At 58.2% G+C, this 21,305-nt stretch carries 15 protein-coding genes, 1 tRNA gene and 1 riboswitch; of the genes, 7 read left to right on the top strand and 9 right to left on the bottom strand.

Going from position 1 to position 21,305, the window contains the following annotated elements:
• Nucleotides 1-14: 14 nt before the first annotated feature.
• The 3 genes from N879_RS12445 to N879_RS12435 form a co-directional block, all read right to left on the bottom strand.
• Complete coding sequence (locus N879_RS12445) at nucleotides 15-4,748, bottom strand: glutamate synthase-related protein (RefSeq protein ID WP_031232768.1); 4,734 nt, start codon at nucleotides 4,746-4,748, stop codon at nucleotides 15-17.
• A gap of 219 nt (nucleotides 4,749-4,967) precedes the next feature.
• Nucleotides 4,968-5,711: an enoyl-CoA hydratase/isomerase family protein gene (locus N879_RS12440; protein ID WP_021447056.1), complete on the bottom strand. Its 744-nt coding sequence runs from the start codon at nucleotides 5,709-5,711 to the stop codon at nucleotides 4,968-4,970.
• Between the two features lie 13 nt (nucleotides 5,712-5,724).
• Nucleotides 5,725-6,696, bottom strand: coding sequence for an NAD(P)H-dependent flavin oxidoreductase (locus N879_RS12435; protein WP_009462684.1), 972 nt, complete (start codon nucleotides 6,694-6,696; stop codon nucleotides 5,725-5,727).
• 246 nt (nucleotides 6,697-6,942) lie between these two features.
• On the opposite strand from N879_RS12435, the gene N879_RS12430 reads away from it, so the two are divergent.
• Nucleotides 6,943-8,175 carry a CaiB/BaiF CoA transferase family protein gene (locus N879_RS12430; protein WP_009462682.1) on the top strand — a complete coding sequence of 411 codons (1,233 nt, stop codon included), beginning with the start codon at nucleotides 6,943-6,945 and terminating at the stop codon, nucleotides 8,173-8,175.
• 31 nt (nucleotides 8,176-8,206) lie between these two features.
• Nucleotides 8,207-9,742 carry a 3-hydroxyacyl-CoA dehydrogenase gene (locus N879_RS12425; protein ID WP_009462680.1) on the top strand — a complete coding sequence of 512 codons (1,536 nt, stop codon included), beginning with the start codon at nucleotides 8,207-8,209 and terminating at the stop codon, nucleotides 9,740-9,742.
• Between the two features lie 276 nt (nucleotides 9,743-10,018).
• On the opposite strand, the gene N879_RS12420 is transcribed toward N879_RS12425, so the two are convergent.
• Both N879_RS12420 and N879_RS12415 read right to left on the bottom strand, forming a co-directional pair.
• The gene (locus N879_RS12420; protein ID WP_009462678.1) at nucleotides 10,019-10,621 is read right to left on the bottom strand and encodes a hypothetical protein; all 603 of its coding nucleotides are present in this window, start codon (nucleotides 10,619-10,621) and stop codon (nucleotides 10,019-10,021) included.
• A gap of 180 nt (nucleotides 10,622-10,801) precedes the next feature.
• Complete coding sequence (locus N879_RS12415; protein ID WP_009462676.1) at nucleotides 10,802-11,692, bottom strand: c-type cytochrome; 891 nt, start codon at nucleotides 11,690-11,692, stop codon at nucleotides 10,802-10,804.
• A 243-nt stretch (nucleotides 11,693-11,935) separates the two neighbouring features.
• Between N879_RS12415 and N879_RS12410 the strand changes: the two genes are divergently transcribed.
• A tRNA-Arg gene (locus N879_RS12410) sits at nucleotides 11,936-12,010 on the top strand.
• Nucleotides 12,011-12,395: 385 nt separating this feature from the next.
• Here N879_RS12410 and N879_RS12405 read toward each other — a convergent pair.
• The 3 genes from N879_RS12405 to gshA all read right to left on the bottom strand — a co-directional run bounded on the left by N879_RS12405 (nucleotide 12,396) and on the right by gshA (nucleotide 16,983).
• The gene (locus tag N879_RS12405) at nucleotides 12,396-13,172 is read right to left on the bottom strand and encodes a class I SAM-dependent methyltransferase (RefSeq protein WP_009462674.1); all 777 of its coding nucleotides are present in this window, start codon (nucleotides 13,170-13,172) and stop codon (nucleotides 12,396-12,398) included.
• On the bottom strand, nucleotides 13,169-15,223 hold the full coding sequence (locus tag N879_RS12400; protein ID WP_009462672.1) for a TonB-dependent receptor domain-containing protein: 2,055 nt from the start codon (nucleotides 15,221-15,223) through the stop codon (nucleotides 13,169-13,171). The genes N879_RS12405 and N879_RS12400 overlap by 4 nt, the downstream gene beginning before the upstream one ends.
• A gap of 176 nt (nucleotides 15,224-15,399) precedes the next feature.
• Nucleotides 15,400-16,983 carry a glutamate--cysteine ligase gene (gene gshA, locus N879_RS12395; protein WP_009462670.1) on the bottom strand — a complete coding sequence of 528 codons (1,584 nt, stop codon included), beginning with the start codon at nucleotides 16,981-16,983 and terminating at the stop codon, nucleotides 15,400-15,402.
• A 194-nt stretch (nucleotides 16,984-17,177) separates the two neighbouring features.
• Between gshA and N879_RS12390 the strand changes: the two genes are divergently transcribed.
• Entirely contained in the window at nucleotides 17,178-17,708 is a 531-nt protein-coding gene (locus N879_RS12390) for a hypothetical protein (protein WP_009462668.1), read from the top strand.
• Here N879_RS12390 and N879_RS20870 read toward each other — a convergent pair.
• Nucleotides 17,638-17,913 carry a response regulator transcription factor gene (locus N879_RS20870; protein ID WP_009462666.1) on the bottom strand — a complete coding sequence of 92 codons (276 nt, stop codon included), beginning with the start codon at nucleotides 17,911-17,913 and terminating at the stop codon, nucleotides 17,638-17,640. The two genes, N879_RS12390 and N879_RS20870, sit on opposite strands and share 71 nt — an antisense overlap.
• Nucleotides 17,914-18,116: 203 nt before the next feature.
• Nucleotides 18,117-18,195, top strand: a riboswitch (SAM riboswitch).
• On the opposite strand from N879_RS20870, the gene metX reads away from it, so the two are divergent.
• The 3 genes from metX to N879_RS12375 all read left to right on the top strand — a co-directional run bounded on the left by metX (nucleotide 18,185) and on the right by N879_RS12375 (nucleotide 21,302).
• Nucleotides 18,185-19,429, top strand: coding sequence for a homoserine O-succinyltransferase MetX (gene metX, locus N879_RS12385; RefSeq protein ID WP_009462664.1), 1,245 nt, complete (start codon nucleotides 18,185-18,187; stop codon nucleotides 19,427-19,429). (Overlaps the previous riboswitch by 11 nt.)
• Entirely contained in the window at nucleotides 19,426-20,055 is a 630-nt protein-coding gene (gene metW / locus N879_RS12380) for a methionine biosynthesis protein MetW (RefSeq protein WP_009462662.1), read from the top strand. The genes metX and metW overlap by 4 nt, the downstream gene beginning before the upstream one ends.
• Nucleotides 20,056-20,072: 17 nt before the next feature.
• The gene (locus tag N879_RS12375; protein WP_082453659.1) at nucleotides 20,073-21,302 is read left to right on the top strand and encodes a muropeptide transporter; all 1,230 of its coding nucleotides are present in this window, start codon (nucleotides 20,073-20,075) and stop codon (nucleotides 21,300-21,302) included.
• Nucleotides 21,303-21,305 lie beyond the last annotated feature (3 nt).

Raw genomic sequence — 21,305 nt, 5'->3', positions numbered from 1 at the left:
GTGATGGGAAGGGTTCAGGCCGAAGCCGAACGGCGGGTTTTACTGCTTTTGGGCGCGGCTTTGCTCGCTTGCGGGCCTTGCCACAATTCGCTCAATGCACGTCGGTACTCGCGTGGAATGACTTTGACGAATTGTGCGCGGGCGCTGTCCCAGTCTTTCAAGAGCTCGCGGGCCTGGAAGCTGCCCGTGGCCTTGAAATGTTCCTGAACCAGGGTTTGCAAGATTGCATCGTCGGTCTGACGTTCGCCCTGGGCGCTACGGCTGTGCCATTGCGCCATGCTGCTGTTCATCTCTTGCTCGGCCTTGCTCAGCACAGGCTCCAGATCCACCATGCCGGGGTTGCAGCGCAGTTGCAGGCGACGTTGCGGGTCCCACACGTAGGCCACGCCACCGGACATGCCGGCTGCAAAGTTGCGGCCCACTTCGCCCAGGACAACCACGGTACCGCCCGTCATGTATTCGCAACCATGATCGCCTACGCCTTCCACAACCGCGCTGGCACCGGAGTTACGCACAGCAAAGCGTTCACCGGCCACGCCGTTGAAGTAAGCCGCACCGGACAGGGCGCCGTAAAGCACGGTATTGCCCACGATGATGTGGTCCGGGCCGTAGCCACGAAAGTCGTTGGGCGAGCGCACGATAATGCGGCCGCCGGACAAGCCTTTACCTACGTAGTCATTGGCTTCACCCACCAGATCCAGGGTGATGCCCTGCGCCAGGAAAGCGCCAAAGCTTTGACCCGCTGTACCTTTGCACTGAATGTGCAGGCTGTCGTCAGGCAGACCTTGATGGCCGTATTTCCTGGTGAACACGCCCGAGAGCATGGCACCGACGCTGCGGTTGCGGTTACGTACGGGAGTGATGAAAGACAACGGCGTGCCCTGATTCAGGGTCACGGCGCTGCGCTCGATCAGTTGGCGATCCAGCGTGTGTTCCAGGTCATGATCCTGGGTAGCGATCTGACGTGGGGACTCTTCATTGTCCACTTTATGCAGCAGACGGGAGAAGTCCAGGCCCCGGGCTTTCCAGTGTTCGATACCGCTGCGCATATCCAGCCAGTCGCTGCGACCGATCAGATCGTCAAAGTGGCGTACACCCAGCTTGGCCATCAGTTCACGCACTTCTTCTGCAACGAAGAAGAAGTAGTTCACTACGTGTTCGGGCTTGCCCTTGAACTTGCGGCGCAGCACGGGGTCCTGAGTGGCAACGCCAACGGGACAGGTGTTCAGATGGCATTTGCGCATCATGATGCAGCCTTCCACGACCAGCGGAGCGGTGGCAAAGCCAAACTCATCCGCACCCAGCAAGGCACCGATCACCACATCGCGGCCGGTTTTCATCTGGCCGTCGGCCTGCACGCGGATACGGCTGCGCAAGCGGTTCAGCAACAGGGTCTGCTGGGTTTCAGCCAGACCCAGTTCCCAGGGGGTGCCGGCATGCTTGATGGAAGACAGGGGCGAGGCGCCTGTACCACCGTCGTGACCGGCAATCACAATGTGATCGGCCTTGGCTTTGGCAACACCAGCAGCCACGGTGCCCACACCGACTTTGGACACCAGCTTCACGGAGATATCTGCTTGTGGGTTCACGTTCTTCAAATCGTGAATCAGCTGGGCCAAATCTTCGATGGAGTAAATGTCGTGGTGCGGTGGGGGCGAAATCAGGCCGACACCAGGCACCGAGTAACGCAGCTTGGCGATGTACTCGGACACTTTATGGCCGGGCAACTGGCCGCCTTCACCGGGTTTGGCCCCTTGTGCCATCTTGATCTGAATTTGATCTGCACTGCACAGGTATTGGGCGGATACGCCAAAGCGACCGGACGCAACCTGCTTGATGCGCGAGCGCAGCGAATCGTTCTCTTGCAGCTCAATGTCGGCAAATACGCGATCCTGGCCTAACACGCTGGCCAAGGTGTCACCCTGGCGGATGCCACTTTTACCGTGCTGCATTTCGTGCTGGTAGCGCAACTCGTCCTCGCCACCTTCACCAGTATTGGACTTGCCGCCAATCCGGTTCATGGCCACGGCCAGTACGGCGTGGGCTTCGGTTGAAATCGAACCAAGCGACATGGCGCCGGTTGCAAAGCGTTTGACGATCTCGCTAGCCGGTTCCACCTCTTCCAAAGGAATCGCTTGAGCCGGGTCCAGACGCAGTTCGAACAAACCACGCAGTGTCATGTGACGGCGGCTTTGCTCGTTGATGAGCTGGGCGTATTCCTTGTAGGTGCTGTAGTTCTGGCTGCGGGTGGCGTGTTGCAGTTTGGCGATGGAGTCGGCGGTCCACATATGGGCTTCGCCGCGCACGCGTACTGCGTATTCGCCACCGGCTTCCAGATGGTTTTCCAGCACGGGGTCTTTGCTGTAGGCGGCGCGATGCTGACGCAGCGCTTCTTCGGCCACGGTGAAGATATCAATCCCTTCCACCGGGCAGGAAGTACCCACAAAATATTTGTCCACCAGCGAGCGCGACAGGCCGATGGTCTCGAAAATCTGCGCGCCGGTGTAGGACATGTAGGTGGAGATGCCCATTTTGGACATGACCTTGTACAAGCCCTTGTTGATGGCCTTGATGTAGTAGCCCTCGGCCTGGGAGGCGTCGATCTGGTTGATCGGGTCCTGGGCCAGATGTTGCAGGCTTTCAAAAGCCAGCCAGGGGTGCATGGCTTCGGCACCATACGCACCCAGCAGGGCGAAGTGATGCACTTCACGGGCCGAGCCAGTTTCCACGACCAGACCCGTGCGGGTACGCAGACCGATGCGGATCAGGTGCTGGTGAATGGCCGAGGTTGCCAGCAGGGCGGGGATGGCCACATGCTCGGCGTCACATCGGCGATCTGTCAGGATCAGGATGTTGTAGCCATCGCGCACGGCATCTGCCGCACGGGCGCACAGTGCGGCCACGCTGGCCTCAATGCCTTCCGGGCCCCAGGCGCTGGGGTAGATGATGTCCAGTTCCTGGCTGCGGAACTTGCCATTGCTGGCCGCTTCAATGCGCCGGATCTGGTTCATGTCAGCCGGGCTCAGCACGGGCTGGGACACTTCCAGGCGCAGCGGCGGGTTGACGTTGTTGATGTCCAGCAGATTGGGCTTGGGGCCAATAAAGGACACCAGCGACATCACCATCTGTTCCCGAATCGGGTCGATAGGCGGGTTGGTAACCTGAGCAAACAGCTGGCGGAAGTAGTTGTAGAAGGGCTTGGACTTGTCGGACAGCACGGCCAACGGTGCGTCGTTACCCATGGATCCAGTGGCCTCTTCGCCCTTGCTGGCCATAGGCTGCAGGACGACTTTGATGTCTTCCTGAGTCCAGCCAAAAGCTTGTTGCTGATCCAGCAGGTCGCGTGTGGCCAATTGGGGGCGCACGCCGGGCACGCTGGGCAGGGAGTCCAGGCGCAAGCGCAGGCGTTCAATCCATTGCTTGTAGGGGTGGGTGTTAGCCAGTTGGGATTTGATCTCGGCATCGTCAATGATGCGGCCCTGTTCCAGATCGATCAGCAGCATCTTGCCCGGTTGCAGACGCCATTTCTTGACGATGCGGTGCTCAGGAATAGGCAGGGTACCGGCTTCAGAGGCCAGCACAATCATGTCGTCGTCGGTAATGACGTAGCGGGCGGGACGCAGGCCGTTACGGTCCAGCAGTGCACCAATTTGCAGGCCATCAGTAAAGGCGATGGCAGCAGGACCATCCCATGGTTCCATCTGAGCTGCGTAGTACTCGTAGAAAGCGCGACGGCTTTCGTCCATCTCGGCGTGTTGCTCCCAGGCCTCCGGCATCATGATCATCATGGCGTGCGGCAGCGAGTAGCCGGCCATCACCAGCAGTTCCAGACAGTTGTCGAAAGTGGCCGTGTCGGACTGGCCTTCGTACACGATGGGGTAAAGCTTTTGCAGATCCGAACCCAGCACGGCCGATTCCATGGCGCCTTCACGGGCACGCAGCCAGTTGAAGTTGCCCTGTACCGTGTTGATCTCGCCGTTGTGAGCGATCAGGCGGTAGGGGTGGGCCAGCGGCCAGGCGGGGAAGGTGTTGGTGGAAAAGCGCTGGTGCACCAGGGCCAGGGCGGAACAGGCGCGAGGGTCGGCCAGATCGCGGTAGTAGCGGCCAACCTGGTCAGCCAACAGCAGGCCTTTGTAGACGATGGTGCGCACCGAGGCCGAGGTCACAAAGTATTCCTGGCCGTGGGCCAATGCCATGCGGTAGATGGCGTGGCTGGCGGTCTTGCGGATCACGTACAGCTTGCGCTCCAGCGCATCGGGCACCATCACATCCGGGCCGCGGCCAATGAACAGCTGGCGAATCACCGGTTCGTTGGCCTTGACGGTGGGCGACATGGGCATGGTGCTGTCCACCGGCACATCGCGCCAGCCCAGCATGTGCTGGCCTTCGGCACGTACCGCACGTTCCAGCTCCTGTTCACAGGCCAGGCGGGAAGCGGTTTCCTTGGGCAGGAACACCATGGCTACGCCGTACTCGCCGGGGGGCGGCAGGGTCACGCCCTGAGCGGCCATTTCTTCGCGATAAAGCTGGTCGGGGATCTGGATCAGAATGCCTGCACCGTCGCCCATCAAGGGATCTGCGCCTACAGCGCCGCGGTGATCAAGGTTTTCCAGGATTTTAAGGCCTTGGGTGATGATGGCGTGGCTCGCCTGGCCTTTGATGTGTGCGATAAATCCGACGCCGCAGGCGTCGTGTTCGTTAGCGGGAAGGTACAAGCCTTGGGCTTGGGGGGGACAGGAGTGTGTCATGGGCGTATCCGCAAAGAACGTGTTAAAGCGGTGCATTTGTTGCAGCGCAAAAAATAAAATACAGCGATTTTTTTTTTGCACGCAAGATTTTTTTGCGAATACGGTAAAAAAAATTAGGGACCTGCTCTCACAGGCCCCTTATCACCCGTCTGAACCGGGTGCAGTGTGGCAAGATCGCTGCACATGCGGGTTTGCGCAGAAATCAGGTCCACACAAGCGCTATTTGCCGCTGCGGTTCTGGCTCATTTGCCCCAGAATCTGCAGAGCTTCTTCGCCTTCCAGCAGTTCGGAAAACAGCTTGCGCTCGCGTTCCAGAACCTCCAGCAAAACTTCGCGCTGGGGTTCTCGTAGCAGACGCTTGCTGGTGCGTAAGGCAATGGGAGGCTGCTCGGACAACGCGTGAGCGCAGGCACGGGCGGCTTCCAGGCTATTGCCGTGGTCGGTCAGTTCAGTGAGCAGGCCGTCTTCCATGGCTTGCTCGGCACTGAAGGCTTGTGACAGCAGCAGCCATTCGTTGGCACGGCGTGGCCCCACGTACTGCGCCAGCAGGTGGCTGGAGGCGCCTTCCGGGCACAGGCCCAGTGCGGTGAAGGGCATGCGCAAACGCGCGTCACGGGCCGCGTACACAAAGTCCGCATGCAGCAGCAAGGTTACGCCAATACCCACCGCGTGACCTTCTACGGCCACGATCAGTGGGATGTCGGCCTGGACCAGACTGCGCAGGAATTTGATCGGTGGCGGCATGTCGCTATTGCGCACATTGGACAGCTCCGAGATGTCGTTGCCGGCACAGAAATGCTCGCCCGCGCCGGTCAGAATCAGGGCACGATATTTCTGGTTCTGATTGGCCTGGTCGATGATGTCGGCCAGCTCTTCGTACATGGGGCCTGTCAAGGCATTGCGTCGTTCCGGGCGGTCCAGAATGACTTCCAGCCAATGGCCTGCGTCATGAGTCCGTATCATGGCGTGCTCCTGTTCAGGCGAAGGGGGAGGCCAGCAGCGCTGCCTTGGCTTCCTGGTATTCGCGATGCAAACGGGCCACGATGTCGGCAGTAGATTCCACCGAGTCAATGCCACCAATGCCTTGACCAGCGCCCCAGATGTCGCGCCAGGCTTTGCTCATGCCCGAACCGAAGGCGGTGTCGGCATTTTTTTCGCTGTCCAGCTTGTCCGGGTCCAGGCCTGCAGCGCGGATGCTGTCCTTCAGGTAGTTGCCGGGGATGCCGGTAAACAGCGGGGTGTAGACGATATCGGCGGCACGACCCTTGACGATCATATTTTTGTAATCGTCCGAGGCATTGGCTTCGGTACTGGCAATGAAGCGCGTGCCGATGTAGGCCATGTCGGCCCCCATGGCTTGGGCCGCCAGAATGTCGCGACCCCGGCTCATGGCGCCGGACAGGGCAATAGGGCCATCAAAAATCTGACGGATTTCGTTAACCAGCACAAAGGGGCTCAAGGTACCGGCGTGGCCGCCAGCACCTGCAGCCACCACGATCAGGCCATCCACACCCGCTTCCAGCGCTTTTTCAGCATGACGCAAGGTGGTTACGTCGTGGAAGACTTTGCCACCCCAGGCGTGCACATGCGGCACGATGTCTTGCGGGGCGCGCAGGCTGGTAATCACCAGTGGCACCTTGTGGTCGGCGCACACACGTAAATCCTGCTCCAGGCGGTCGTTGGACTGGTGGATGATGTGGTTGATGGCGTAGGGGGCGATGCGGCGCTCGGGATGGCGCTCGCGTAGTTCGGCCAGGGTGTCGTCGATTTCGTCCAGCCAATCCTTGAGCTTTTCCTGGGGGCGGGCGTTCAAGGCGGGGACGGAACCGATGATGCCGCTGGCGCATTGTGCAATCACCAGGGCGGGGTTCGAAACAATGAACATGGGCGCTGCCATTACAGGCAGGGTCATAGATTGATAAAGCTGCTGCGTTAATGCCGATGGCATAAGGTCGGTCTCCTGTTATCGAAAGAAGTGCCCTGCCTCTTGAAGGGGCGGGGTCCTGTAAGGAAGATCTGCCGCTGATAATCTATCGTCACCTATTCTAGGACGGTTTATCGTCGCCCGGCTTGGTGCGCTGCACAAATTCCTCCGGCCTCGAAAATGACCATGGTTTGAGCACTTTTTTCTGTCCGTAGACCGGACTAAGAAGACGTAGTGCACAATAAGCGACTTGAAGGATTTTTGTTTGCTATGACCACGACTGAACGAAAAGCGCCCTTGGCGGGATTGCGTGTTCTGGACTTGACGCGCGTGCTGGCCGGGCCCTGGTGTACTCAAAACCTGGCTGATCTGGGTGCAGAAGTCATCAAGGTCGAACGTCCCGGTGCCGGGGACGACACCCGAGGCTGGGGGCCGCCGTATCTGCAGGATGGTCACAGGGCGGACACGGAAGATGCGGCCTATTTTGGGGCTGCCAACCGTAATAAAGAGTCCATCATCCTGGATATAGGCACTGCACAAGGTGCTGAGGTGGTGCGTCAGCTGGTCAGTCGCTGCGATATTCTGGTGGAAAACTTCAAGGTCGGTGGCCTGAAAAAGTACGGACTGGACTATGAAAGCCTGCAAGCCATCAACCCGGCCCTGATTTATTGTTCGATTACCGGATTTGGGCAGACTGGCCCCTATGCAAGCCGTCCAGGATATGACTTCATGATCCAGGGGCTGGGTGGTTTGATGTCCCTGACAGGTGAGCCAGGTGGTGAACCGCAAAAAGCGGGTGTGGCTGTGGCCGATGTCATGACAGGCATGTACGCCACCGTGGCTGTGCTGGCAGCCGTGGTGGAGCGCCACCGTAGTGGCCTGGGTCAGCATCTGGATATTGCTCTGCTGGATTGTCAGGTGGCCATGATGGCCAACCAGAACATGAATTACTTGTGTACCGGACAGGCGCCACAGCGCCCCGGTAATGCACATCAGAATTTGGTGCCCTATCAGGTCTTTGAGGCCAGTGACGGGCATTTGATTGTGGCGGTGGGCAACGATGCCCAGTTTCGCAGTTTTGCGCGGGAGCTGGGTCACCCCGAGTGGGCGGATGATCCCCGTTTTGCGCGCAATGCCGGACGCGTCATGCACAGGGATGAGTTGGTGCCCATGCTGGCGCAGATCATGCGAAGCCGCAGGCGCGATAGCTGGTTGCAGACGCTGGAAGCCGTGGGTATTCCAGCCGGGCCCATCAATACGATGGAACAGGTTTATCAGGACCCGCAGGTGCTGGCGCGCGGCTTGCGCCTGGACTTGCCGACCGGGCAGGGGGGGAGCGTGCCTTCGGTAGCCAGTCCTTTACGTTTGTCGGCCACGCCGGTGCAGTATCGCAGTGCGCCCCCGCGTCTGGGAGAACACACCCGCGAGGTCCTGGCACGAGTGCTGGAGCTGTCGCCCGACAAGGTCGAGGCCCTGATGTCCGGCTCCGCTGCACAGGCTTAATTTTTATTGCTTTTCGATCAGGTTGTGAATCATGAAACAGATACAAACCATCGCTATTGTTGGCGCAGGTGCTATGGGAAGGGGCATTGCCCAGATTGCTGCCCAGGCTGGCAAGCAGGTCTTGCTGTATGACCTGAATGCGGATTCGGTCAAGGCTGCTTTGGCGGATGTACACGCCGTCTGGAGTCGTTTGCAAGAAAAAGGCCGCATGACGGCGGAACAGGTGGACGCGGCCAAAGCGTGTCTGCAAACCGCCAGCGATCTGCAAGCCTTGGCCCCTGCCGATCTGGTTGTGGAAGCCATTGTGGAGCGTCTGGACGTCAAGCAAGGCTTGCTGCAACAGCTGGAAGAGATTGTGTCGGCCGATTGCGTGCTGGCCTCCAATACCTCTTCGCTGTCCATTACTGCCATTGCCCAAGCCTGCCGTCACCCCGAGCGTGTGGCTGGCTATCACTTCTTCAACCCCGTGCCGCTGATGAAAGTGGTCGAGGTTATCGACGGTCTGCGCACCTCTCCGGAAGTGGGCGATGCCTTGATGCAAGTGTCGCGCGATATGGGCCACACGCCGGTGCGCGCCAAGGATATGCCCGGCTTTATCGTGAACCACGCCGGTCGTGGCATGAACATCGAGGGCCTGAAAATCGCCCAGGAATGCGTGGCGCCTTTCTACCAGATCGACGCCATCATGCGCGAGCAGGCCGGTTTCCGCATGGGGCCCTTTGAACTGCTGGATCTGACCGCGCTGGATGTGTCCCATCCGGTCATGGAATCCATTTACCGTCAGTTCTACGACGAGCCGCGCTTCCGTCCTTCGCCCATTACCGCCGTGCGTCACGCCGGTAAATTGTTTGGTCGCAAGAACGGCGAAGGCTTCTACAAGTATGAAGATGGCAAGAAACAGGTTCCTCAAGAGCCTGCTGTTCCCGCTGTCACCTCCTTTGCTCCTGTGTGGGTCTCGCCTTACCACGAACAAGGTCAGGCGCGCGCTCTGCAATTGCTGAGCGAACTGGGCGTGAAAGTGGTGGAAGGCGACCAGCCACCTGCCGATGCGCTGATTCTGTTGACGCCGTACGGTGAAGACGTGGCGACTTTGGTGTCTTTGCATGGCCTGGACCCAGCTCGCACTGTGGCGCTGGATACCTTGTTCGGCTTGGAGAAAGGCCGCCGCCGCGTGCTGATGTGCTCGGCTGCGACCACACCAGAATGGCGCGATCAAGCCTGGGCCATGCTGGCCAGCGATGGTACGGCGGTTAGCGTGATCGAAGACTCTGCCGGTTTTGTGGCCCAGCGTTTGGTGGCTACCATTGTGAACATCGCCAGCGATATCGCTCAGCAGCAGATTGCGACACCGTCTGACATCGACGCTGCGGTGCGTCTGGGGCTGGGTTACCCGCACAATGGCCCGCTGTCCATGGGTGATGCCGTCGGCTCGCGGGATTTGCTGGATGTGCTGAACACCCTGCAAGCGGTCACGGGCGATATGCGTTACCGCGCCAGCCCTTGGTTGCAACGCCGTGTGCAATTGGGCATGTCCTTGACGGCCTTGGCGCAGTGCAAGGCGCAGTAAAAGACGTCTCAGATTGCTCTCCTGGGCGCTTTATGAGGCTTTAAAGCGTGTTCTAGGGATGGATCAGCCAGCAAGGCTATGAGTAGGCCTGAGTCCGGGATGACACCGGACTCAGGCTTTTTTATTGTCAGAAGGGAGCTGCAGGAGGAGTTGTTGTTCGGGTAGCTCCTGGTGCTAAGGCTATGGCGAATCCCGCCTACATATAAAAGACAGCCTAAATCAGGTGCTAAAGAAACGGATGCTGGGACCGGGCTTAGGGTCCAAGGAGAGCAGGATTCACTTCTGTGTTTTCGCCGCAGGTATTTTCACCGAGGCCAGGTCCGGATATAGCTCGATCAGTTCTGGCAGCAGCGCATCCTCGCTGAGCGGGATGATGAAAATCGTCTTGCCATCTACGCTGGCCAATGTGGGATAGCTAAGCTCAAAGGCTGTGCCGTCTTTCTTGAAGGTACGGCTGTAGTTCAGTACGGCGTAGTCGCGACCAGTGCTGGTTTTACCGAACTGTGCGGTATTCACGTCGTAGTGGCCAGACAGAATCTGTACGGGCTGATGCTCATCCATAGAGCGGCCCAGCCGGATCAGTTCGGCAATGGTCTCTGTATAGTCCTTGCCCATCGCTTGTGACATTTTCTGGATCTTTCGTGGTGACTGAAACTGCAGAATCGTTTTCAGATCCCTGTCCATGGTGGCTTGCAGCAGCGTGTGCATGGCTTTGTCCAGACTACTCCGATTCAGGACGCTAGTGGCCTGTGCAGTGTTCCGAGTGGCTGCCGTTGCCGACTCATTGGCGAAGGCCTGGGCCGACGGCAAGATCAAAACGGCCAGGGCTGACAGGATGCCCGTAACGGCCAGGCGAGCAGGGGAAGGAAGGCGTGTCATGGTAAGTGCCCGCAACTGTTTGATGGCGGCGGAGTGCAGTGATCCGAGGGTTCGATTGTAGGGGGCAGTTCCTGCCTCAGTCATCTGCAAACAGCCTTGGACAAAGAAAAAGCCCGATAAATATTCATCGGGCTTTTTGTATTCGCAGGCTCTGTACAGTGCCAGAGCCTTGTCGCAGCCTTACTTGGCGGCGTTGACCATGTGCTGAATGGCAGCACGGATTTCGTCGTCAGAGGCTTGCGAGCCACCGCGTGGAGGCATGGCGCCTACACCGTGGATGGCCTTTTGAACCATAGTGTCCATACCGGATTCGATATATGGCTTCCAGGCAGCTTGGTCGCCAAACTTGGGCGCACCGGCTACACCGGCAGCGTGACAGGCAAAGCAGATGGTGTCGTACAGCTTGATACCAGCTGGGTCGACCTTGCTGTCGTCAGCGGCAGCGGCAGCGGTTTCCGTGGCTTTAGGAGCCTCAGCCGCTTCAGCAGGTTTGGTGTCGGCGGCAGCAGTCGCTTCAGGCTTGGCGTCGGCTTCTTCACCTTCTGGTGCAGGCGCTTCGGGTTCCTTGAAGTCAGCGCCAGCAGCGTTAGCCATGTAAGCAACGGCACGAGCTACTTCGATATCGTCCAGCGAAGGGTTACCACCCTTGGCAGGCATGGCACGGATACCGTGAATAGCGTTCTTGACCAGTTCGTCCTGACCCAGATTGATCAGCTCGCCCCAGGCACCCTTGTCGCCAAATTTGGGCGCACCGGCCACACCGGCGCCGTGACAGGCGGTACAGGTGGTTTCGTACACTTGCTGACCTGTCTTCAGTTCTTTGACGGCATTGGCGTCAACCAGTTTGAAACCGGCAACAGGCTGAATGCGGGCTGCAATGGCTTCAGGGGAAAGGGCGGCGGAGCCAGCACCTGCACCCATGGTGGAGGTAACCAGGCTGACCAGCATGACAATAATCGCGATGGGCACCAAGAAAGCCAGAGCCACGGTCACAAGCAATTGTTTAGGGGTTTTGATCATGGCTGAGTGACCCTCGTTGTGTTCTTCGGGTTTTTGTTCCGTGTTGCTCATTATCGGATCCTGCGAGTTCGTACAAGAAATGACGGGAGGGCCTTAAAAGGCCACCAATAAAGGCTTGCGCCTACCTAATGGGTGTGCGCAAGGACGTGTCTACCAAGCCACCGACCCAGATCGCGCAACCATGGATTATAGCGGAGTGTGTCGCTCTTGTATCTGACTCTTGATTTAGCGCACTCATAATTGCCGGATAGATGCTGAAAAAAACTCCAAACTCGCGCTACAATAGCGAGCTTGGCGTCCGTAGTTCAATGGATAGAATTAGGGTTTCCGAAGCCCTCGATACAGGTTCGATTCCTGTCGGACGCGCCAGAACTTCTTGTTTATACGGCTCTTTAGGGCTGCTTTTCAAGACCTGGCTTGAATTTCCAGTTATAAAGTGTCGCGATGCAAGCAGCCAAAGGCTGCTTTTTTTGTGTCTGTTGTTTGTCAAAACACGGCCTTATGCGCGGTTCAGGTGAAGTGGGCTAATTATTGATCCTGATCATTTGGCCTGGGACGAAATTGCGTATTCGCCTGCGTTGACAGGCGAGCTTGCGCTTGGGAGTTTGGCCGGGATAACGATCAGGCGTATAGGCAGTGCCTGGAGTCTTGAACTTGCGGCCGTCGCTACAGCCAGATGTGCTGCCATCGTAGACTATGCAAGACAAAAGGGGCCTCGGCCCCTTTTGCTTTTTCCTGAGCAGCTTTCTGGTTTTTAAACAGCTTCGGCACAAATCACATAGTCGTGGCCATGACGCAGACCACCCAAGGTCTGGTTCAAGGCTAGAGCTTGCTTGCGCAAGGCTTGGACATGCTCGGACAAGGCCATGGCCAGGTTGCGGTCCTTCAGACGGCGCAAGCGCCCGTCACACATATCCAGTTGACCGTGGATAAAGCTATCGCCGTAACGAATGCCAAAGCGCTGCGCATCCACACAGCGATAGCCGGATTGCCGCAGATGGCGCAGAACCCAGTCCATCGGGTACTCGCGATACGGGCGCTCGCCTGCCAGCAGCAGGCAGGCATCGCGCAAACGGCCTATTTCCACAATCAATTTGCCCGCCGGGTCCGTGCTGCTATAGGGCACGTAGGGCTCCAGACCAATAATGTAGAGACGCTGGCCGGTAAGCGGCCGCAGGCGGCTGAACAACTGGTCCTGGGTGTAGGGGGCAAAGCCGTCTATGGCACCCAGTAGATAATCGGCCAGAACCGTATCAAAGCGTTCGCCCTGCAAAAATTCAGGGTCACTCCAGTTGCCCACCAGCAGACGGTCCTCGGGGCGTTTTTGATCGCCCAGCTCACGGGTGACTTGTTCGGCCATGCTGGGAGAGGCGGTAATGGCCGTCCAGCATTCTGTGTCCAGCGTCAGCAACCAGCGCAGCGAACCCTTGCCGGTGCCGGCATCCAGAAAGTTGCCCCAAGGGCGCTCGCCCTGCATGTCGGCCACGATCTGGTAGAGGCGGCTACCCGTGTGTATGGCGGTCTTGCTCAAAATTCCACCTGTATCCCGGCCAGGATGTTGCGTCCCATCAGCGGGGCCTGACGGGCAATAAAGGAGGTATGGCGGTAAGCCAACTTGTTCAGCAAGTTATTTCCTCTCAGGTACAGGGTGTAGGTGTTCTGATCCATCTGCAGGCGGTAGCTTAAACCCATGCTGAGCAAACCGTAAGACGGCGAACGCTCTTCATGTTCAGCCAGTCGGTCCTGGGCAAAGGTGTGGGTGTAGCCGACAAAGCCGGACCAGTTCTGCCAGTTCAGATCCGTGCGAATACCCAGGCGGGCGGCGGGCATGCGGGGCAGGTTGCGGCCAGGATCTTGCAGTTTACCGCGCACCAGATCGCCATACACGCTGACCGAGGCCCAGGATGTGACGGGGTAAGAGGCTTCTGCTTCCAGGCCCCAGAATTGGGCCTTGTCCTGGCTGTATTGGATCAGCTGAAAGTCTTCGTGACGGTCCAGGCTGCGGCCATAAATGTAGTTCGAGCTACGGGTGTAGAAGGTACGCAGATCAAAGCGCAGATCACCCAGGTGTTTTTGTAGCCCCAGGTCGACAGCATGGCTGGTCTCACGATCCAGGTTTGGGTCGCCACGCTCATAGCTCAGCGTGGCAAAGTGCACGCCTTTGGCAAACAGTTCCTGAGCCGTGGGCAGACGTTGAGAGCGGGACACGGACAGGCTGGCGGCGTATTCAGGCGCAAAGTCCCAGACGGTGCCCAAGGAGAAGGAGGTGGCCGTGCCTTTGCGGCGCTCCAGGGTTTGCGAGTCGGGTGTGACGGTTTGCCATTCCTGACGAGCGCCCAGTTCCAGACGCCAGTCGTCCCAGTTCACGCTTTCCAGAAGGAACAGGCCCTGGCTGCGAGTACGGGTGGGCGGAATGAAGTTTTCAGTACCGTCGCGGGACGCAAAATCAGACTGGCTGGTTTGCAGGCCGATGACCCCTTCAAACGGCCCCCAAGGGTTGTGTTCCAGCTCCAGGCGCGTGTCGTAACCGCGATTGGTGAAGCGGGTGCCATCAATATCGCCATCTTTTTCAACGTGCTGGTAGTTGGTCGCACCAGCGCGCAGGCGAGCCCGTTTGAAGCCGGGCAGAGGGTCACGCAGTTCGCCACGGATATCGAAACGCTGAGTACGCAGGTGAGCGGTGGCCGAGTGTTCGTGATCATGTTCGTGGCTGTGGCCATGATCGTGGTCATGGCCGTGATCGTGACTGTGTCCGCCGCAATGCAGAGTGGCACCGTGCGGGTGGCAGTCCTCGTATTCGTGGCTGTGACCGGGCAGACCGTAGCTGCCTTCACGGTAGGAGTAGGCCGCGCCTATATAGCCACGGTCCCCAATAAAGGAGAGGCCAACGCTGCCTGTGTCCGTGCTGGAGTCGGAGTCCTTGACGCGTCCATCGGTCCAGTTGGGGACGCGATAGTCGCGGCTACGGTGCGAGGCACCTTCTACGTGCAAGGCGATATTGCCTTCGCCGGCTGTCATCTCGACTGCGCCGATTCTGCCACGATCAGCCGTGGAGCCCTGGGCACGTACCGAGCCTTCAAAACCTTTTTCGGGGATGGCTGTGGGGATTTTGCGATCCAGCACGTTGACCACGCCACCAATAGCACCGCCTCCGTAAAGCAGGGCCGATGGGCCGCGCAGCACCTCGATGCGGTCCGCTTGCCAGGTATCGACCGTGATGGTGTGGTCGGGCGAGATGGCCGACGCGTCCATGACCTCTGCGCCATCGCTCAGGACTTTAACGCGGGGTGCAGTTTGGCCGCGAATGACGGGGCGGCTGGCACCGCTACCAAAGCTGTCTACATGGATGCCGACTTCACCGTCCAGCAATTCACCCAAGGTGCTGCTGCGGCGCAAATCCAGTTTGGGGCCTTGCAGGACCGTGCTGGCGGTGGCCAGCTCGGTTTGTCGCAAGGCCAGGGGGCTGGCAGAGATTCGGATAGGGGCCAGTTCAGGGACAGCTTCTTCAATTTCATTGGCTTGGGCCGAGGCGCACAAAAGCAGAGCCAGGGCTAGTGGCAGGGGACGGGGTTGGAAACGCATCTCATCTTCCGGTTTGTTAATTTTCGAGATGTTATAACATAACAATAATTATTCGAAATAGAGGAAAAGCCATTTTGAGAAAAGGGAGAAAGAGAAACTTCCTGCTGTATGAGCCTGCAGGTAACAGTCAAAAAAAAGCCGCCCTGGGGCGGCGGCTTGTTGTAATTGTGTGACGCTTAGCTGTTTTCCACTTCAGGCGGAATCAGATTGCGTTCGTAGCGATGGACGTAGTCCTCAAAGGACTCCTGATCCTGTGCTTCGATATCAATCTGGGCTTGCAGAGACTCTTTGGCCTGTTGCTCGAAAGCGGCTTGCTTGTCGGCAGGTAATGGATGGGCCAGCAAGGTCTGGTGATGCTCGCGGCTGCGTTGCAAGGCGTAGTCGTGAAAGCTCAAGCCGGTTTCGCGCAAACGGCTCAGCAGTTGAGCCGACGGTGTCAGCTCCGGGTTTTCCAGTTTGCGGATTTGGGCTTGCACAGCTTCTGTGTGACCTTGGGTATCCAGGGCCTGATCCAGCATTTGCGCGTAAGGCAGCAGCGATTCCAGAATTTCGTGGCCCCAGTCTTGCAGGCTGACGCTCTCTTTTTGCTGATTGGTCAGCATCAAGCCGGGGCGACGGCCTTCGCGCACGACGGTTGCAAAATTGTTCTTGCTGTCCTGACAGTAGCCGCCGTCCGGGAAGAAGGGGCTGTCTTGCACGGCACAGAACAGCAGGAACGTATCCAGGAAGTGGCAGGTTTGCTCGGAAATTCCAGTAGGCGATTCAGGGTCTATATCCAGACAGCGAACTTCGATGTATTCCACACCGCGCTGGGCCAGGGCTGTAGCCGGGCGCTCGCTGCGCTGGGTGGTGCGCTTGGGACGAATGCTGGAGTAGTACTCGTTTTCAATCTGCAGGATATGGGTGTTGAGTTGAATCCACTCGCCATCGCGGTGGGTACCCAGTTTTTCGTAATCCGGCCAAGGAGTTACGGCAGCGTGATACATGCGCATCACAAAGGTGTCCAGGTCGTTGTAGCAAAGCTGAAGCTCGGCCTGGGCTTCCTTGTTGTGATAGCCCAGATCGCTCATGCGCAAGCTGGTTGCCCAGGGCATGGTCAAGGTGTCCTCGTCGATCTTGTCCAGATTGTTGCGGCGACCTTGCAGGAAGTTCGCATCCAGCACGGGCGAGGCACCCAACAAGTACATCAGTAGCCAGGAATAGCGCGTGAAGTTGCGGATCAACGCCAAATACCCATTGGAGCGCTGATCTTGCAGATTGTCGCCACAGACATTCAACAAGGGCCAGATGCCATCAGGCAGGGAAAAGTTGTAATGCACGCCGGCAATACATTGCATGGGCTTGCCATAACGTTCGGCCAGGCCACGGCGGTATACATGCTTGAGCATGCCCGTGTTGGACTTGCCGTACCAGGCAATGGCAATGTCTTTTTCGGCGGGCAGCAATGCGGGCATGGACTGGTTCCAGATAATCTCCTGGTCCAGCTTGCCAGCCACAAAGGTGTGGATGTCGGTCAGCTCCTGCAGCACGTCCTCGACCCGGGCTTGCGGCTCGGTAATCAGCTCCAGCAGGGCCTCGGCGTAGTCGGTCGTGATATGGCCGTTGGTCAGGGCCGACCCAATGGCTTGCGGGTGGGGGGTGTTTGCCAATTGGCCCAGCGCATCGACGCGCAGTCCTTCTTTTTCGATGCCGCGCAAGATTCCCGTCAAAATCTCGGGATTCTGTTGCAGGGCAAGGCGGCGTTCGTGGCTGGTGTTCATGGTGGTGTTTCCCACTTTCGAAATCGGGTGCAAGATACGGGACTGTTCAAGGGGGCCTGGCCCCGTCTATAAATAGTAGTCCGACCAGACTTGCTTTGTTAAGTTGCGCCAAAAGGCGTATCGGGCAGGGCGAGTATAAGACGGCTGTTTAGCCAGCCGATGAAAAGCATGAAACGGGATATGGGATTAGCACCATGATGATCAGGCGCATTACCGCGGTACTGGCGGCTTTCTTGATGTTGGCAGCTTGCAGTCCAGAGTTTAACTGGCGCAAGGTTCAGCTTGAACAAACGGGCCTGTCGGCCATGCTGCCCGGCAAGCCCACGACCAGTCACCGATTGTTGGATTTCGAGCAGCATCAACTGGATTTTTACCTGACTACCGCCACGGCGGGCGGGCAAAGCTACACCGTGGGCCATGTGATTTTGCCCAAGGAACTGCAGCAGGACCAAGCTGCTCGCCAACGCTTGTACGAGGCACTGCACGATTCCCTGCGCGAGAAATTCATACCCGATGGGCAAGTCAGCGAGAAAAACCAGATACAGTTGCCACCACCCGGACAGATTTTCTTCATGACGCGCGATGTGGGCGGTGTGGCCTTGCGCCTGGAAGCGATGATACGCATGGAGCCGGGCTGGCTGGTGCAGGGCTTTGTTATGACGGATTCCGGGAAGGCCCCGGACGCGGCTCAGGCAAAGGTTTTCTTTGACGGCTTAGCTCGCTAGCCGGGTCGCCGCTGATCAGGTGCTGTTGCAAGGCCAGGGTAATGGCAGCTTGGCGGCTATAGACTCCAAGCTTGGCGTAGGCGTTCTGGAAGTGGAAGTTGATCGTGCGTTCAGTAATGCCCAGGATGATGCTGATTTCCCAGCTGGTCTTGCCATGGGCAGCCCAGTTCAGGCAGGACTGCTCGCGTGAAGTTAAGTGCGTCACGGTAAAGCCATTCCTCATGCATTCGTGGTAGACGTCGGGCCAATGTACTCAAATTTAGCTTAGCTGGCAGACAAATGTGCATGAAAATAATGATGTAAATCAAAGCATTGTCTTTTCTCTGACGTTACCGTTGCCCAGAGTTCTGAATCGATCCTGGCTGGTCGATTTGGACGCCGCGCCGCAGCGATGCTAGAATTTTGTCTTATACGTTTTGCGCCGATTTGCCTGATCCGCTTGCGGGCGCTCCATAAATCCAGCTAAAGAGGTCCTGATGGCCACTGATTCCGTCCCTAGCGCCGACACTGGCGCCCTTAGCCCATCCTGCGGTTTGATCCCCGAAGGTTCTGTGGGCCCTGTACATGCCGAACTGATCGCCTTTGACGAACCCCTGCATCTGCGCAGTGGGCAAGTGCTGCCCAGCTACGAGCTGGCAGTCGAAACCTACGGCACCCTGAACGAAGAACGCAACAATGCGGTGTTGGTGTGTCATGCACTCAATGCCTCGCATCACGTTGCCGGTTATTACGACGACGATCCTAAAAGCATTGGCTGGTGGGACAATATGGTCGGCCCCGGCAAAGCCGTTGATACGGATCGTTTTTTTGTCATCGGGGTCAACAATATCGGCTCCTGCTTTGGCTCTACCGGCCCGTCCAGCATCAATCCGGCCACTGGCAAACCCTGGGGCTCCGAGTTTCCCGTTTTGACGGTAGAAGACTGGGTGCGTGCCCAAGCCCGTCTGGCCGACTACTTTGGCATTCGCAAGTTTGCGGCCGTTATGGGTGGCTCCCTGGGTGGCATGCAGGCCCTGAGCTGGGCCATCAGCTGCCCGGAGCGCGTGGAAAACTGCGTGGTCATTGCCAGTACCCCGCGCCTGTCGGCCCAGAACATCGCTTTTAACGAAGTGGCCCGCAGCGCCATTTTGTCCGACCCGCAGTTTCACGGTGGTAATTATTACGAGCACGGTGTGGTGCCCAAGGCTGGCCTGGGTGTTGCTCGCATGGTGGGCCACATCACCTACCTGTCCGACACCGTCATGGCCGAGAAGTTTGGCCGCAACCAGCGTGCCCCAGCCCAGGGCGGCGAGTATCACTACAACTACGGCGTGGAATTCGAGGTCGAGTCCTATCTGCGTTATCAAGGCGAAAAGTTCTCGCGTTACTTTGACGCCAATACCTATCTGATCATCACCCGTGCGCTGGATTACTTTGATCCGTCGCGCCAGCACCAGGGGGACCTGGTCAAGGCGCTTGAAAAGGTGCAGGCCAAATTCCTGCTGGTGTCTTTCACCACGGATTGGCGTTTCTCGCCCGAGCGCTCGCGCGAAATCGTGCAGGCTTTGTTGCGCAACCAGCGCGAGGTCACTTATGCCGAAATTGATGCTCCGCACGGACACGATGCTTTCCTGCTTGAGGACCCTCGTTATCATGCCGTTGTGCAGGGATACTATGACCAGATTGCCGCTAATTTGGGCTTGCCTGCGCGCACCCGTACTACAGGGGTGTTGGCCGAATGACTAAGCCGCAAACTCAGGTGGATGCCGCCATGTTAAGACCGGACTTGCTGCGCATTGCGCAGTGGATTGAGCCAGGTTCGCGTGTGCTGGATCTGGGCTGTAACGATGGCACCTTGTTGGCGCATCTGCGTGACACGCGCCAGGTTGTCGGAACGGGGGTGGAGCTGAACGACCAGTTTGTGATTGCCTCGGTACGCCGTGGCGTCAATGTCATTCAGCAGGACTTGGAAAAAGGCCTGGCGCTGTTCAGCGACCAGCAGTTCGATACCGTTGTCCTGTCCAAGACACTGCAATCCATGCACCATACCGAGCACATCCTGCGCGAGATGGCGCGGGTGGCGCGGTATGGTATCGTCTCGTTTCCTAACTTCGGTTATTGGCCGCATGGCTGGAGCATTTTGCGCGGGCGCATGCCAGTCACGGGCGAAATGCCTTACCAGTGGTACAACACGCCCAACATCCATTTGTGCACCATGAAAGACTTTCAGGATCTGGCCCAGGCGGTGGGCGTACGTATTCTTGATCGTGCTGCCTTCAATGGTCGCGACACGGTGCGTTTTTTGCCGGGCTGGCGCAGTACCTTGGCCATGTATCGTTTCGAGTCTCCCCATTTTCTTGCTGCTTAGCGCTAATAAGGCCTGACGTGTCACGTGTCTATACCAGTCCCCGAGTCTTGCCTTTGCTGATTCTGGGGTTCGCCAGCGGCCTGCCTCTGGCCCTGGTTTCAGGCACCTTGCAGGCCTGGGCAACAGTTGAAAATGTTTCACTGACCGAGATTGGTTTTCTGACCCTGGTCGGCTCGGCCTACACGCTGAAGTTTCTCTGGGCTCCCCTGATTGATCGCTACGCGCCGCCGTTCATGGGGCGCAGGCGCGGCTGGATTCTTGTCACTCAACTGCTGCTGGCCGCCTCCATTGCGGCCATGGGCCTGTTTTCTCCCTCGGTGAATTTGACCGTACTGGCCTTGCTGGCCGTGTGGGTGGCCTTCTTGTCGGCCACGCAGGACATTGCCTTCGATGCTTATTGCACGGATGTGCTGCAAGCACATGAGCGAGCGGCGGGGGCGGCGGTCAAAGTCATGGGCTATCGCATTGCCATGATTGTGTCCGGCGGCCTGGCCCTGATTCTGGCGGACCGCTGGCTGGGCTGGTCCAACACGTATTTTCTGATGGGTGCCTTCATGGCGCTGTGCGCGCTGGTGACCCTGATTTCACCCGAACCAAAGGAACAAAGCCGTCCGCCGCGCAGTTTGTCAGAAGCTGTGATCGCGCCTTTGGCCGATTTTTTTTCGCGTCCAGGTGCCTGGAGCGTTCTGGCGCTGATTGTGCTCTACAAGCTGGGTGATGCTTTTGCAGGCGCCTTGTCCACCACTTTTCTGATTCGTGCAGCCGGCTTTACCTTGTCCGAGGTCGGCACCATCAACAAGGTGTTTGGCTTGGCTGCTACCGTGGTCGGAGCCTTGATGGGGGGGGCGATCATGGCCCGCCTGGGGCTATACCGGGCCTTGATGATTTTTGGTATCTTGCAGGCCGTCTCCAACCTGGGCTATTGGCTGATCGCGATTGAAACCGCGCCATCCATGTGGCTGATGGGGATTGTGGTCGGTCTGGAAAACCTGTGTGGTGGCCTGGGCACAGCGGCTTTTGTCGCTTTGCTGATGGCTTTGTGTAATCGGACCTATTCCGCCACTCAATTTGCGCTGCTGTCGGCCCTGTCGGCAGTGGGGCGTACCTATCTGGCCGGGCCTCTGACGCCTGTGCTGGTCGAATCCCTGGGTTGGCCAGGTTTTTTTATTTGTACCGTCTTTATTGCTGTGCCTGGCTTGCTGATGCTGCGTTGTTATCGGGGTCTTATTCAACAGCTTGATGCGTAAAAA

It is taken from the genome of Alcaligenes sp. EGD-AK7, assembly GCF_000465875.3.
In the GTDB taxonomy this organism is placed as follows: Bacteria; Pseudomonadota; Gammaproteobacteria; order Burkholderiales; family Burkholderiaceae_B; genus Alcaligenes; species Alcaligenes phenolicus.
This window is presented reverse-complemented; position numbering and strand designations above follow the sequence as displayed.

Excerpts from the sequence above, each read along its gene's own strand:
- N879_RS12415 (WP_009462676.1), bottom strand. The coding sequence starts at position 11,692 with ATGAGCAACACGGAACAAAAACCCGAAGAACACAACGAGGGTCACTCA.
- N879_RS12435 (WP_009462684.1), bottom strand. The coding sequence starts at position 6,696 with ATGCCATCGGCATTAACGCAGCAGCTTTATCAATCTATGACCCTGCCT.
- N879_RS12425 (WP_009462680.1), top strand. The coding sequence starts at position 8,207 with ATGAAACAGATACAAACCATCGCTATTGTTGGCGCAGGTGCTATGGGA.
- metX (WP_009462664.1), top strand. The coding sequence starts at position 18,185 with ATGGCCACTGATTCCGTCCCTAGCGCCGACACTGGCGCCCTTAGCCCA.
- gshA (WP_009462670.1), bottom strand. The coding sequence starts at position 16,983 with ATGAACACCAGCCACGAACGCCGCCTTGCCCTGCAACAGAATCCCGAG.
- metW (WP_009462662.1), top strand. The coding sequence starts at position 19,426 with ATGACTAAGCCGCAAACTCAGGTGGATGCCGCCATGTTAAGACCGGAC.
- N879_RS12390 (WP_009462668.1), top strand. The coding sequence starts at position 17,178 with ATGATGATCAGGCGCATTACCGCGGTACTGGCGGCTTTCTTGATGTTG.
- N879_RS12440 (WP_021447056.1), bottom strand. The coding sequence starts at position 5,711 with ATGATACGGACTCATGACGCAGGCCATTGGCTGGAAGTCATTCTGGAC.
- N879_RS12420 (WP_009462678.1), bottom strand. The coding sequence starts at position 10,621 with ATGACACGCCTTCCTTCCCCTGCTCGCCTGGCCGTTACGGGCATCCTG.
- N879_RS12445 (WP_031232768.1), bottom strand. The coding sequence starts at position 4,748 with ATGACACACTCCTGTCCCCCCCAAGCCCAAGGCTTGTACCTTCCCGCT.
- N879_RS12430 (WP_009462682.1), top strand. The coding sequence starts at position 6,943 with ATGACCACGACTGAACGAAAAGCGCCCTTGGCGGGATTGCGTGTTCTG.
- N879_RS12400 (WP_009462672.1), bottom strand. The coding sequence starts at position 15,223 with ATGCGTTTCCAACCCCGTCCCCTGCCACTAGCCCTGGCTCTGCTTTTG.